Raw genomic sequence first — 13,802 nt, forward strand, 5'->3', positions numbered from 1 at the left:
TGCGTCTCACCAGAGACGCACGACCATCGGCATCGTCCCGCTCATCCGGACCGGCGAGACCTTGACGACGTCGCCGGACTGCGGCGCCTCGACCATCTGGTTATTGCCCAGATACAGGGCGACGTGCTGGCTGGCGTTGGCTCCCCAGAAGATCATGTCGCCGCGCTGCATCTGCGAGATCGGCACCTGCGGACCGGAGGTGTACTGATAGCCCGTGTAGTGCGGCAGGTCGATGCCGATGCCGGCGAAGGCGTAGATCATCAGACCCGAGCAGTCGAAGCCGATCTTGTTGTAGTCGCCGTGCGCGTCGGCCACGCCGCCGTCGCGGATGCCCTTCGTCGGGCCGTTGGCGTCGCCGCCGCCCCACGCGTAGGGCTGGTTCAACTGGGACATCGCCCGGTTGACGACCAGTTCGACGGCTTGCGGGCCCTTAAGACCGGGGCGGACCTGACCGCCGCCTCCGCCGAAACTGCCCGTGCTGCCGAAGAGTGCCCCGAGCGAGCCCGTCGACAGCCGCGACAACGAGCCGTTGCCGCCCATGCTGGTCAGATCGCTGCCTCCGAGGCCCAGTTCGTCGAACAGCGCCGAGTGCGGAATCTGCTGGGAGCCGATGACCCCGGCCAAGACCTTCTGCGCGACGTCCGCGGCCAGCTTCGCCGCGGCGGCGGCCGCTTCCATCGCCGCCTTGCTGTCGACCGCGTCGGTGCGGATGGCACCGATGCCCGGGAGGACGGGCGCCGCGACCCGCTGGTTGATGCCTCGCAGTGCGTTGAGCTTGTTCTGCGCCTCGGCCCGCTTGGTCAGCAGGGCGAGCCTGCGTTGCTGCTCGGAGCGCATCGCTTCCTGAGCGGTCTTCACCGCCGTGATCGCGTCGGTGCGCCGGCTCGCGGCGCTGCGCGCCGCCGATGCCGCCTGGCGCCGCGAGGCCTCGGCCGCCGCGGCACGATTGGCCTTCTGGTTGCGGGCGATCTTGAGTCGTTCGATGTTCCGGCGCTGCTGGGCGCTCACGCGGTCGAGGACCGCGACCTGGTCGAGGACCTGCTGGGGGTTGTCCGACGAGACGTAGTCGCGCATCGAACCGGCTGGTCCGCGCCGGTACGCACGCTCGGCGTAGGCGTCGAACCGCTTCTGCGCCGTAGCGACGCGCCGGTCGGCGTCCTTGAGCGACTTGCGCGCCCCCAACGCGGCGACGGTGGCGAGCCGCTCGGCGACGATCGAGTTCTGGAAGTCGACCAGCGCACGATTCACCGCTTCGCGCTTCACGGCGAGGGTGTTGTCGAGGTCGGTCAGGTTCTGGTCGCTGGTGGCCACTTGGTTGACCAGCGACGAGATCTTGGCCGCCTTCTGATCCGTCGGCGCCGCACCGGCCACTCCGGCGACCAGTGTCGTCAGGGCGACCGCGGCAGTCAGCACACCACCGCGCAGCAGCGCGGTGATCGGATGACCTTTTCGGGTTGCTCTGGTCTGGGTTCGCCTCACGCCGGTGCTCCTCAAATCCGCGAGGTGGACATCACACGTCACAAGAACCTCACCTGTGACAATTGCACCGTACGTCACATGAGTGAGCGTGGGAAACACCAGAAACTGAATTACAAATATGTGATTACCTGCGGCGATGCTGTGATCAGCGCAAAAGCGCCCGAATGCCGGGAGGTCTCACTTTCGCAACAAGCGATGCGTGTCGACGATCAGTCGTCGGTCGAGGCCTTCTCGCCTGGTCCACCCGCCGTGACCGAGGCGTCGCCATCGTCGGCGGCGACCGTATCCCCGTCGGCCGAATCCGGGCTGACGACACCCTGCTCATCGGCCGCGGCACCCGCATGAGCGCCGGCCTTTCGCTTGGAAAGGAAGCGGGCGGCCACGGCGGCCAGCAGGACCGCGAGCGTCAGCACGATCGTGATGACCGACCAGTTCATGTGCGGCGCGGTCAACTGGTCGACCATTTGGCGCGCCGCACCGGGCGGATCCGACAGCGTGAGGTTCTGCGCCGCCTCCTCTTGGACCACACGGGCGAACTCCGGGCCGGAGCTGCCGACCGAGTCCGGGCCGAGCACGATGACGGTGCCCCCGGTCTTCGGCTGCACCGTCAGTGCGACGTCGCGGTAGTAGGTGAACTTGGGCTGCTTGGAGGTGAGCACCACGATCTTGATGTCGTGCCCGTCGGCCTTCGCGTCGGCGACGACTTGCTTCAGTGCGGGAACCTGCTCGGCCGGCCCGTGAACGCTCTGGGCCTTGAGATCCGCGACGATGGCGTCGACGTCGACGTTGTCGGGCACGCTGGCGCCGTACGGAATCGTCGGGACCGCCGAGGAGGGCTCGGGACTCATCGCTTGCGCCTTTCTGACTTCACCTTCTTGATTGCGCAAGAGTACGACACAATGGATGGGCGTCGAACGAGCAGCCCGGCGACACCCCGGTGTGGTAACAGTACGCCCGTACTGTTAGACTGACGGTGTCGCGCCGAACTTCTCGGCGCCGCTTGACCCGGACAACCCGACACAGCCCGTCGGATCGTGCTGTTGCGAGCCCTCACCAGCACACCGAGGACATTTTAAGAGGAGATGTTTGCAAGTGAGTATTGATTCATTCGGCGCCCGCGGAACCCTCGAGGTGGGCGACAAGTCCTACGAGATCTTCCGCATCAACACAGTGAAGGGCACCGAGCGACTTCCCTACTCGCTCAAGGTGCTCGCCGAGAACCTGCTGCGCACCGAAGACGGCGCCAACATCACCTCCGAGCACATCGAGGCCCTCGGCAACTGGGATCCCAGCGCCGACCCGAGCATCGAGATCCAGTTCACCCCCGCCCGCGTCCTCATGCAGGACTTCACCGGTGTCCCCTGTGTCGTCGACCTCGCCACCATGCGCGAGGCCGTCTCGGCCCTCGGCGGCGACCCGAACAAGGTCAACCCGCTCTCCCCGGCCGAGATGGTCATCGACCACTCCGTGATCCTCGACGTGTTCGGCCGGGCCGACGCCTTCGAGCGCAACGTCGAACTCGAGTACGAGCGCAACGGCGAGCGCTACCAGTTCCTCCGCTGGGGCCAGGGCGCCTTCGACGACTTCAAGGTGGTCCCGCCGGGCGTCGGCATCGTCCACCAGGTCAACATCGAGTACCTCGCCCGCGTCGTGATGACCCGCAACGGGCAGGCCTACCCGGACACCTGTGTGGGCACCGACTCGCACACCACGATGGAGAACGGCCTGGGCGTGCTGGGCTGGGGCGTCGGCGGTATCGAGGCCGAGGCGGCCATGCTCGGCCAGCCCGTCTCGATGCTCATCCCGCGCGTGGTCGGCTTCAAGCTGACCGGCGAGATCAAGCCCGGCGTCACCGCGACCGACGTGGTGCTCACCGTCACCGACATGCTGCGCCAGCACGGCGTCGTCGGAAAGTTCGTCGAGTTCTACGGCAAGGGCGTGGCCGAGGTGCCGCTGGCCAACCGCGCCACCCTGGGCAACATGAGCCCCGAGTTCGGCTCGACCTGCGCGATCTTCCCGATCGACGAGGAGACGGTCAACTACCTGCGCCTGACCGGCCGCACCGACGAGGAGCTCGCGCTCGTCGAGGCCTACGCCAAGGAGCAGGGCATGTGGCACGACCCCGAGCGCGAGCCGGAGTTCTCCGAGTACCTCGAGCTCGACCTCGGTACGGTCGTGCCCTCGATCGCCGGCCCGAAGCGCCCGCAGGACCGCATCCTGCTCTCGGAGTCGAAGGTCGCCTTCCGCAAGGACATCCACAACTACGTCGAGGAGCACCACCCCGTCGAGCACACCAAGCTCGACGAGGCGGTCGAGGAATCCTTCCCGGCCTCCGATCCGGCCGCACTGTCCTTCGCCGACGACGGCGCGGTGCCGATCCAGTCCGCGGCCAACGGCGCCGAGGGCCGTCCGTCCAAGCCGGTCACGGTGACGTCGGACGGCAACACCTTCGTGCTGGACCACGGCGCGGTCGCGGTCGCGGGCATCACGTCGTGCACCAACACCTCGAACCCGTCGGTCATGCTGGGCGCCGGCCTGTTGGCCCGCAACGCGGTCGAGAAGGGCCTGTCCACCAAGCCGTGGGTCAAGACCAACATGGCACCCGGGTCACAGGTCGTCTCGGACTACTACGAGAAGGCCGGCCTGTGGCCCTACCTGGAGAAGCTCGGCTTCTACCTGGGCGGCTACGGCTGCACCACCTGTATCGGCAACACCGGACCGCTGCCCGACGCCATCAGCAAGGCGGTCAACGACAACGACCTGACCGTGACCGCCGTGCTCTCGGGCAACCGTAACTTCGAGGGCCGCATCTCCCCCGACGTGAAGATGAACTACCTGGCCAGCCCGCCGCTCGTGATCGCGTACGCGCTGGCCGGCACGATGGACTTCGACTTCGAGAACGATCCGCTGGGCCAGGACACCGACGGCAACGACGTCTTCCTGAAGGACATCTGGCCGTCGCCCCAGGAGATCGACGACACCATCAAGTCGGCGATCAACGAGAAGATGTTCCGCGACTCGTACGCCACCGTGTTCGACGGCGGCGAGCGCTGGAAGAACCTCAGCACCCCGGACGGCGACACCTTCGAGTGGGACGAGAACTCGACCTACGTCCGTAAGGCGCCGTACTTCGACGGCATGCAGCTGGAGCCGTCGCCGGTCTCCGACATCAAGGGCGCCCGCGTCCTGGCCCTCCTGGGCGACTCGGTCACCACCGACCACATCAGCCCGGCCGGCCCGATCAAGCCGGGTACCCCGGCCGCGCAGTACCTCGACTCGCACGGGGTGGCGCGCAAGGACTACAACTCGCTGGGCAGCCGTCGCGGCAACCACGAAGTGATGATCCGCGGTACGTTCGCGAACATCCGCCTGCAGAACCAGCTGCTCGACGGTGTGTCCGGCGGCTACACCCGCGACTTCACCCAGGAAGGCGGCCCGCAGTCGTTCATCTACGACGCGTCGCAGAACTACCAGAAGGCCGGCATCCCGCTGGTCGTCCTGGGCGGCAAGGAGTACGGCTCGGGCAGCTCTCGTGACTGGGCCGCCAAGGGCACCGTCCTGCTGGGCGTCAAGGCCGTGATCACCGAGTCCTTCGAGCGCATCCACCGCTCGAACCTGATCGGTATGGGCGTGGTGCCGCTGCAGTTCCCGCAGGGCGAGTCGGCGAAATCGCTCGGCCTCACCGGCACCGAGGTCTTCGACATCGAGGGCATCGAGAAGCTGAACGAGGGCGTCACCCCGAAGACCGTGCACGTCACGGCCACCAAGGAGGACGGCGAGAAGATCGAGTTCGACGCGGTCGTGCGCATCGACACCCCCGGCGAGGCGGACTACTACCGCAACGGCGGCATCCTCCAGTACGTGCTGCGGAACATGCTGAAGGCTGATGCCTAAGGTCTCCGACGATCACCTGGCCGCGCGTCGTCAAGAGATCCTCGACGGCGCGCGGCGGTGTTTCGCCGACTACGGCTACGACGGGGCGACCGTCAAACGCCTGGAAGAAGCGACCGGCCTATCCCGGGGGGCGATCTTCCACCACTTCCGCGACAAGGAAGCTCTGTTCCTCGCGCTCGCCGACGAGGACGCTCACCGCATGGCCGACGTGGCGGCCGAACAGGGCCTCGTCCAGGTCATGCGTGACATGCTCGCGCGCCCGCAGGACTTCGACTGGCTGGGCACGCGGCTGGAGATCGCGCGCAAGATCCGCACCGACGCGGCGTTCCGCGACGAATGGCGGGCCCGTTCGGCCGAGCTGGACTCGGCGACGCTGACCCGCCTGCGGAATCAGCGCACCGCGGGGCGGCTGCGCGACGACCTGCCGACCGAGGTGCTGGTCACCTATCTCGACCTGGTGATGGACGGTCTCATCAATCGGCTCGCTACCGGCGAGTCGACGGCGAACCTAGAGGCCGTCCTCGACCTGGTCGAGGCGTCGGTCCGCGCGGGGGCGCGAGCCTGACGCCGACCGTGCCCACAATCCCGCCGACCGTGCCCACAATCCCGCCGACCGTGCCCACATTCTCGCCGACCGTGCCCAGAATCTTGCCGACCGTGCCCGGCGCAGCGATACGCTCGGCGCATGTTCCCCGGAACCCACGCAGTCCAAACGCCGGATAAGCCGGCGATCATCGCACCGGCGTCGGGACGCCAGGTCACCTATCGAGAACTCGACGAGAACTCGACGCGGATCGCCCACTATCTTCACGATGAACTGGGTCTTCGCCCCGGCGACGTCGTTGCGATGGTCACCGACAACGACCTGCGCGCCTTCGACGTCTACTGGGCGGCGATCCGCAGCGGTCTCTACATCACCGCGATCAACCATCACCTGACCGCGGCGGAGACCAACTTCATCCTCACCGACTGCGGCGCCAAAGCACTCTTCGCCTCGGCCAACGTTGCGGGCGCCGTCGCCGACTCCGACGAGATCGACGCGCTCGCCGCGCCCGGTCGCCGGGTCGCGTGGGCCGGTCCCCTTCCCGGGTTCGCCGACTACAACGAGGTGCTGGCCGCGTCATCTCCCGATCCGCTTACCGACCAGCCCCGCGGCACGGACATGCTGTACTCGTCGGGCACCACCGGACGGCCCAAGGGGATCAAGCCACCGCTTCCCACCGGGCAGGTCGACGAGGTGCCCGACCTGGTCTCGGCGGTCTTCGGTCCCGTGTACGGCTTCGATGCCGATACCGTCTACCTCTCCCCCGCACCCGTCTATCACGCCGCTCCGCTGCGCTACTGCGGCATGGTCAACTCCCTGGGCGGGACGACTGTCCTCATGGATCGCTTCGATGCCGAGACCGCACTGCGTTACATCCAGGAATACCGGATCACACACAGCCAGTGGGTCCCGACGATGTTCGTCCGCATGCTCAAACTTCCGCCCGAAGCGCGCGCACGCTACGACGTATCCAGCATGAAAGCCGCGATCCACGCGGCCGCCCCCTGCCCGGCGGAGGTCAAGCGGGCGATGATCGACTGGTGGGGGCCGGTCGTCAACGAGTACTACGCGGCGACCGAGGCAGCGGGAGTCTGCCTCATCGGCGCTCAGGACGCCCTGACCCATCCCGGTTCGGTCGGCAAAGCGGCGCTGGGCGTCGTCCACATCTGCGACGACGACGGGAACGAGCTTCCCGCCGGGGAGGTCGGCACGATCTATTTCGAACGCGATGAAGTGCCGTTCACGTATCACAACGACCCGGACAAGACCCGCAAGAGCCAGCACCCGCATCACGAGACGTGGGCGACGACCGGCGATCTCGGCTACGTCGACGAAGAGGGCTTCGTCTACCTCACCGACCGCTCGGCGTTCATGATCATCTCCGGCGGAGTCAACATCTACCCGCAGGAGTCGGAGAACGTGCTGATCAGTCATCCCGCCGTGTACGACGTCGCCGTGATCGGCGTCCCCGACGACGAGATGGGCGAGCAGGTAAAGGCCTGCGTACAGCTCTCGGAAGGGTATGTGCCCTCCGAGGAACTGGCCGCCGAGCTGATCGACTACGCCAAGGCCTCCCTCGCGGCCTACAAGGCGCCCAGGTCGGTGGACTTCCTCGACGATCTGCCGCGCACGCCCACCGGAAAGATGGTCAAAGGCGAGCTGCGCAAGCGATACCTACGGAGCTAGGTGCCCACTCGACGCAGGTGAAGTGCCCACTCGACGCGGGTGAGGTGCCCACTCGGCGGAATCAGGCTAGTTCGATCAGTTCCTGGTACTCGTCGGACCAGTGGTCCTCGGTGCCGTCGGGCAGCATGATCACGCGCTGGGGATCGAGCGCGGCGGCCGCGCCCGGGTCGTGGGTGACGAGGACGACCGCGCCGTGATAGCTGCGCAGGGCGTCGAGGACCTGCTCGCGCGAGACGGGATCGAGGTTGTTGGTCGGCTCGTCGAGCAGCAATACGTTGGCCGCCGACGAGACGAGTCCGGCGAGACTCAATCGCGTCTTCTCACCGCCGGACAGGGTGCCGGCCAGCTGTTCGAGCTGCGGTCCGCTGAACATGAACGCGCCGAGCAGTCCGCGCAGATCCTGCTCCCCCGCATCGGGCGCGGCATGCCGGATGTTCTCCCACACCGTCGCCTCGTCGTCGAGAGTGTCGTGCTCCTGGGCGAAGTAGCCGATCTTCAGGCCGTACCCGGGCTCCAACATGCCGGCATCGGGCTTCTCGGCGCCGGCCAGCAGCTTCAGCAGCGTGGTCTTTCCGGCACCGTTGAGGCCGAGCACGACGACCCGGCTGCCCTTGTCGATGGCGAGGTCGACGCCGGTGAAGATCTCCAGCGAGCCGTAGGTCTTCGTCAGCCCGGACGCCATCAGCGGCGTCTTCCCGCAGGGCGCGGGCTCGGGGAACCTGATGGTCGCGGTGCGGTCGGCCACGCGCTCTTCATCGAGTTCGCTGAGCATGCGGTCAGCGCGTTTGAGCATGTTCTGCGCCGCCGTCGCCTTCGTCGCCTTGGCACCGAGTTTGGCAGCCTGGGTGCGCAGTGCCGCCGCCTTCTTCTCGGCGTTCGCACGCTCACGGCGCCGGCGCGCCTCATCGGTCGCGCGCGCATCGAGATACTTGTGCCAGCCCATGTTGTAGACGTCGGCCTCGCCCCGCACGGCATCGAGGAACCACACCTTGTTGACGACGTCGGCCAGCAGCTCGACATCGTGGCTGATCACGATCAGCCCTCCGTCATGGTTCTGCAGGAAGGAGCGCAACCACGTGATCGAGTCGGCGTCGAGGTGGTTCGTCGGCTCATCGAGCAGCAGCGTCGTCGTCGACTTGCCGCCCTCGTCGGAGGCCGCGAACAGGATCCGGGCCAGCTCGATACGACGGCGCTGACCACCGGAAAGCGTCGAAAGCTGCTGGGACAACACACGATCCGGCAAGCCGAGGTTGTGACATATCCGCGCGGCATCGGACTCGGCAACGTATCCGCCGAGCGCGGCGAACCGCTCCTCCAGCTGGCCGTAGCGCCGCACGGCCTTGTCGCGCGCCGCGTCGTCGACCAACTCGGCCATCAGCAGCTGCTGCTTCTCCATATCGCGCACCAGGGTGTCCAAACCGCGGGCGGAGAGGACCCGGTCCTTGGCAAGCACGGTCAGATCGCCTTCTTTGGGATCCTGCGGCAGGTAGCCGAGGTCGCCGTTGCGGACGACCGAGCCGGCGTACGGCTCGGTCTCGCCCGCCAGGATTCGCAGGGTGGTCGTCTTGCCCGCGCCGTTGCGCCCGACGAGTCCGATGCGATCACCGGGGCCGATGCGCAACGCAGCGCCGGGCGCCGACAACAGAGTCCGGGCGCCCGCGCGGACCTCGAGGTCGGTGGCGGTAATCATGACGGATCGAGTCTACGGGCCGGGACGGGCGGGTTCGAAATCCTTTCCGGGGTCCTACGGCTAGCGTGAGTCGCATGGCGAGCCCCGATTCCGACGTCCGGACCGACCTGCTGGTCGTAGGCGCCGGTCCGGCCGGTGCGGCGCTCGCACACCGCGCCGCCGTTGCCGGGCTCGCTGTGACCCTGGTCGACCGCACGCCCCAACAGCGCTGGTCACAGACGTTCGGCGCCTTCGTCGACGAGCTTCCCGCGTGGCTGAGCATGGACTGCCTGGCGACGCGCAGCGACGAGGTCGCCGTCTACACGCCGCGCCGCCGCGTCCTCGACCGCGCATATGCGGTCCTCGACAACTCCGCCCTCCGGCGCGCGCTGTCGCTCGACGCGGTGACCATCGTCACCGCCGAGGTCCTGCGCGTCGGGCGGTCCGGTGCCGTCCTCGCCGACGGTTCGACGCTGCAAGCACCGGTGGTGATCGATGCGAGCAGTCGTCGCGGGCATCCCGGGGCACCCCGACAGCGCGCCTACGGCGTCGTGGGTTCGGTCGACGACGCGGAGACCGTGCTCATGGACTGGCGGTCGCCGCTGGGCTCCGGCGCGTCCGGCGCCGGGCCGCTCACCTTCGGCTACCGGGTGCCGGTCGACGGCGAACGCCTCCTCGTCGAGGAGACCTTCCTCGCCGGCGACCCGCCGCCGGTCAACGACCTCGCCGGGCGATGGGAGTTGCGCGGGACCCCGGCCGGGTGGTCGCGCGACGACGCGGCCGACGTCGAGATCGTCGACTTCCCGCTCACCGGCCCCACCCTCGACCCGTGGGCGGACGACGGCCCCCTGCGGTTCGGCGCCGCCGGCGGCCTCATGCACCCCGCGACCGGGTACAGCGTCGCCACGTCGCTGCGATGCGCCGACATCGTCGTCGACGCGATCACGAGCGGCGCGGACCCGCGCGCCGCGCTCTGGCCGTCGCCGGCGCGGCGGGTCTATCGGTTACGCGAGCTCGGCCTCGGCGTGCTGCTGCGTCTCGGACCGACGGCCACCGTCGAGTTCTTCGACGCCTTCTTCGGCCTCGATCCCGACCTCCAGTACGCCTACCTCAGTTCGCGCGACGACCTTCCCGGCGTTTCGGCGGCCATGCGCGGCACGTTCTCCGCCCTGGGCTGGCCCGGCCGTCGACGACTCGCGTCGACGTCACTGGCGGCGGCGATGGAACAGATCCGCGACTCCCGACGTTGGACTCGGCATGGCAACCACTGACTTGACCGCCGCGGCCTTCGACCAGACCGTGACCGACAACGAGATCGTGCTCGTCGACTTCTGGGCCTCCTGGTGCGGTCCGTGCCGGCAGTTCGGCCCGATCTTCGAACGCGCGTCGGAGAACCACTCCGACATCGTGTTCGCGAAGGTCGACACCGAAGCAGAGCAACAGCTCGCGGCGGCGGCGAACATCCGGTCCATCCCCACCCTCATGGTGTTCAAGAAGGGCTACATGGTGTTCAACCAGCCCGGCGCGCTCCCGCCCGAGGCGCTCGACGACCTGATCGCCCAGGTGAAAGCGCTCGACGTGGAGAAGGCCATCGCCGAAAGCGAAGGCGCGACCGAAGCCTGACCCGCTTCGGCATTCCATCCGCCGAGCGTTCCCCGCTGCGCGAGTACCGGTACACGCGCGGAGTTTCTCCAATCCCACCCCTTGAGGGTGTGATCGTGGTCTCATTGAGATACATGAGTACACATCGTGTATCTCTGTTTCAGTCCACAGGGAGGTCGGGGAATGTTGGAACGCGAGGTCAGTAGACGTGATGCGTTAAGAGTCGGCGGCGCCGCCGTGGGCGCCGTCGGCGCACTAGCGGTCGGGAGTACAGCGCGGGCCGAACCGTGGTCCTGGTCGCCGCGGGGATCGGTAGCCGGCCGGGGTTCGGGAGCGGACCCGCGGACGGTGTGGGATCCGGAGGCCGATCCGGTGATCGCCAACGTGCTGGAACGTCACAACGTCAACCGGATCAACGCCGAGCTGAGGACCTGGGTCCGCAACGGCCAGGCCGTGCCCAAGAATCTGCCGAACGAGCTGCGCGACTTCATCGAGTACGCGCGGAAGCTCCCCGAGTGGACCGACCACCGCAAACTCGCCGCGGGCTTCGAATACAACAAGAAGCACGGGACCCTCATCTCCGTGCTCTACGCCTTCGCCAGCGGGATGATGTCGACGGTCATCCCCAACGAGGCACGCGCGGTCTACTACTCAAAGGGCGGTCAATTCTTCAAGGACCGTATCGCCAAGACCGCCAAACTCGGCTACGACATCGGCACCGTGAACGCCTACGAGCCCGACGGCCAGATGATCTTGACGTGCGTGAAGACCAGGATGATCCACGCCGCCGTGCGCCATCTGCTGCCGCAGTCGCCGCACTGGCCGAAGAAATACGTCCCGATCAGCCAGGACGACCTGATGATCACCTGGCACAGTCTCCCGACGACGATCATGCAGAACATGACTGCCTGGCGGGTCCCCACGCCCCGCCACGAATCCCAGGGATACCTGCACAGCTGGCAGGTCTGCGGGCACCTCCTCGGCATCAGCGACGAGTACCTCCCGTCGTCGTGGAAACAGGCGAATTCCCAGGCGAAACAGGTTCTCGACCCCGTTCTGGCGCCGACTCGCGAGGGCCGGCAACTGGCTCAAGAACTCCTCGCGCTCGGCGCGCAACTCGACCTCACGCTGCTGAGCAAACCGATCCTGGGCGCCTTCACCCGCTTCATCCTCGGTGACAAGATCGCGGACTGGATCAGGGTCCCGCGCGAACCCGTGTGGAGCCCGCTCCTGGAAGTCAGCTGGGCGCCGTACGTCGCGGTCCGCTCCGGAGTTCTCAACGTCGCACCGCCGATGGACAACGCCTACTGGATGTTCGACGAGTTCTTGCGGCAGTTCGTGCTCTGGTACATGTCCGAACTCCGCATGCCCATCAGCATCGAACTCCCGCAGCACAACCGGAAGTTCTAGCGCCCCGCCGAAGGAGACCGACGTGACCATCTTCCACTTCCTCCAGAACCTGCTCTATTGGCTCGACATGGGCTCCAGCGGGTACGGCGGATACGGCAGTTAGCGCCGCCATCACACCGGCGTTCTGACACCAGAGCCGACGACACGACCGTGTTAAACTTCCGGGCCGGATCAGGTCAGGAGGGTGTGATGGAGGCTGTGCCGCCAGTCGCCAATCCCCGCGTCGCCGCCATGTTCGGACGCGTCCTGGCCGATACCTCGGGTACCACCGGTACCGACGACGAGATCCGAACGCGCATCCTCGACGCCGCGCGCGAACAGTTCAGCGCCATCGGCGTCCGCCACTCGACGATGGACGATGTCGCCCGGCGCGCCGGAGTAGCGCGGATCACCGTCTACCGGCGCTTCCCGACCAAGGACGCACTCGTCGAACAGGTGACCCTGCGCGAGTACCGCCGGTATTTCGACCGGTTCCTCGTCGACATCCGCGACGCGGACACGGTCGAGGACCGGGTGGTTCTCGGCTTCGTCAGCTCGTTGCGCGCGATTCGCGGTAATCCGATCGTCGAGGGACTGCTGACGGCTGATCCAGATCTGTTGGCGCACACCATGGTCGGCGACGACGGCAGCATGGTCGCGGTCGTCCGCCAGTTCGTGTCCGGTCAGCTGCGCCGCGAGCAGGCGGCCGGTCACGTGGCGCCCGAAGCCGACGTCGATCTCGTGGCCGAGATGATGGTTCGCGTGTCGGCATCCTTCCTCACCACGCCCAGCGAAATCGTGGACATCGACGACGACGAACAACTGGCCGGTCTCGCCCGGCGCTTCCTGGTGCCGATGCTCGCCGTGCCGCCGCTCCCCGAGCGGCGATAGGTCCCCGATCCGGGGACTACTCCTCACCGATCTCGTCGATAGCGTCCTCGACCGCCTCTTCGATCTCATCCGCGACCGGCTTGGAATCCATCGCGGCCGACAGCTGGGCATCCACGTCGATGACTCGCGCGGCCTTGACCTCGGGCTTGTTGATCTCTTCGGCGACCTGCTTGGCGATGACTCGGCGCACCTCGTCGTCGACCTGCGCCAGGTTCCGGACGATCTCGGCCCGCATGTTGCGCGACGCGACGTCGACGTGGACGTCGCCGGGTTTGGGCGCCTCGACGTCGAAGTGGATCTGCAGCGGTTCGACGGCGTGCACCGTCAACGGCAGCGTGATCAGCCCGTCCACGTCGTAGCGCAGACGGTCGAGTTTGAGGTCGATCTCGATCTTGATCCGCAGCGGGATCTGCACGGTGAACCGAATCAGGTCCTCCACCGAGCGCTCGATGTTCGGCTCGTCGATGCTGACGCGGGCGAGGACCTTGACCATGCCGCCGGGGCCGGAAGGGATCGGCCCGACGTCGAAACTCTCTCCGGCGATGGACGCGAATGCCTCGCCGACGCGGGGCTCGGTCACGGCGAGTTCGAAGAAGCGTCGGCCAAATTCCTCATAGGTCATGTATTCGGGCACCGACATAGTTTGCC

11 protein-coding genes are annotated in these 13,802 nt (G+C 67.2%); 7 read left to right on the forward strand and 4 right to left on the reverse strand.

Features of this window, described 5'->3' with window-relative positions:
• Nucleotides 1–6 precede the first annotated feature (6 nt).
• The gene (locus GOARA_RS14820; protein ID WP_138947717.1) at nt 7–1,479 is read right to left on the reverse strand and encodes an NlpC/P60 family protein; all 1,473 of its coding nucleotides are present in this window, start codon (nt 1,477–1,479) and stop codon (nt 7–9) included.
• 209 nt (nt 1,480–1,688) lie between these two features.
• The gene (locus tag GOARA_RS14825) at nt 1,689–2,327 is read right to left on the reverse strand and encodes an Rv1476 family membrane protein (RefSeq protein WP_007323219.1); all 639 of its coding nucleotides are present in this window, start codon (nt 2,325–2,327) and stop codon (nt 1,689–1,691) included.
• Nucleotides 2,328–2,565: 238 nt separating this feature from the next.
• Between GOARA_RS14825 and acnA the strand changes: the two genes are divergently transcribed.
• The 3 genes from acnA (at nt 2,566) to GOARA_RS14840 (ending at nt 7,603) form a co-directional block, all read left to right on the forward strand.
• Nucleotides 2,566–5,373: an aconitate hydratase AcnA gene (gene acnA / locus GOARA_RS14830; RefSeq protein WP_007323220.1), complete on the forward strand. Its 2,808-nt coding sequence runs from the start codon at nt 2,566–2,568 to the stop codon at nt 5,371–5,373.
• The gene (locus GOARA_RS14835; RefSeq protein ID WP_007323221.1) at nt 5,366–5,938 is read left to right on the forward strand and encodes a TetR/AcrR family transcriptional regulator; all 573 of its coding nucleotides are present in this window, start codon (nt 5,366–5,368) and stop codon (nt 5,936–5,938) included. Before acnA ends, GOARA_RS14835 begins: the two co-directional genes overlap by 8 nt.
• Before the next feature lie 120 nt (nt 5,939–6,058).
• Nucleotides 6,059–7,603, forward strand: coding sequence for an acyl-CoA synthetase (locus tag GOARA_RS14840; protein ID WP_007323222.1), 1,545 nt, complete (start codon nt 6,059–6,061; stop codon nt 7,601–7,603).
• 61 nt (nt 7,604–7,664) lie between these two features.
• On the opposite strand, the gene GOARA_RS14845 is transcribed toward GOARA_RS14840, so the two are convergent.
• On the reverse strand, nt 7,665–9,293 hold the full coding sequence (locus tag GOARA_RS14845; protein ID WP_007323223.1) for an ABC-F family ATP-binding cassette domain-containing protein: 1,629 nt from the start codon (nt 9,291–9,293) through the stop codon (nt 7,665–7,667).
• A gap of 74 nt (nt 9,294–9,367) precedes the next feature.
• Here GOARA_RS14845 and GOARA_RS14850 point away from each other — a divergent pair, with 74 nt between their 5' ends.
• The 4 genes from GOARA_RS14850 to GOARA_RS14865 all read left to right on the forward strand — a co-directional run bounded on the left by GOARA_RS14850 (nt 9,368) and on the right by GOARA_RS14865 (nt 13,154).
• Entirely contained in the window at nt 9,368–10,543 is a 1,176-nt protein-coding gene (locus tag GOARA_RS14850) for a lycopene cyclase family protein (RefSeq protein WP_007323224.1), read from the forward strand.
• A complete protein-coding gene (gene trxA, locus GOARA_RS14855; protein WP_007323225.1) occupies nt 10,530–10,895 on the forward strand; it encodes a thioredoxin in 366 nt (121 codons plus the stop codon). The genes GOARA_RS14850 and trxA overlap by 14 nt, the downstream gene beginning before the upstream one ends.
• 162 nt (nt 10,896–11,057) lie before the next feature.
• A complete protein-coding gene (locus GOARA_RS14860; protein WP_040523460.1) occupies nt 11,058–12,284 on the forward strand; it encodes an oxygenase MpaB family protein in 1,227 nt (408 codons plus the stop codon).
• 189 nt (nt 12,285–12,473) lie between these two features.
• Complete coding sequence (locus tag GOARA_RS14865; protein WP_007323227.1) at nt 12,474–13,154, forward strand: TetR/AcrR family transcriptional regulator; 681 nt, start codon at nt 12,474–12,476, stop codon at nt 13,152–13,154.
• A gap of 16 nt (nt 13,155–13,170) precedes the next feature.
• Here the strand turns inward: GOARA_RS14865 and GOARA_RS14870 are convergent, their stop codons facing one another.
• Entirely contained in the window at nt 13,171–13,794 is a 624-nt protein-coding gene (locus tag GOARA_RS14870) for a hypothetical protein (RefSeq protein ID WP_050947301.1), read from the reverse strand.
• Between the last annotated feature and the right edge of the window lie 8 nt (nt 13,795–13,802).

This window comes from Gordonia araii NBRC 100433, from assembly GCF_000241265.1.
Lineage (GTDB): Bacteria > Actinomycetota > Actinomycetes > Mycobacteriales > Mycobacteriaceae > Gordonia > Gordonia araii.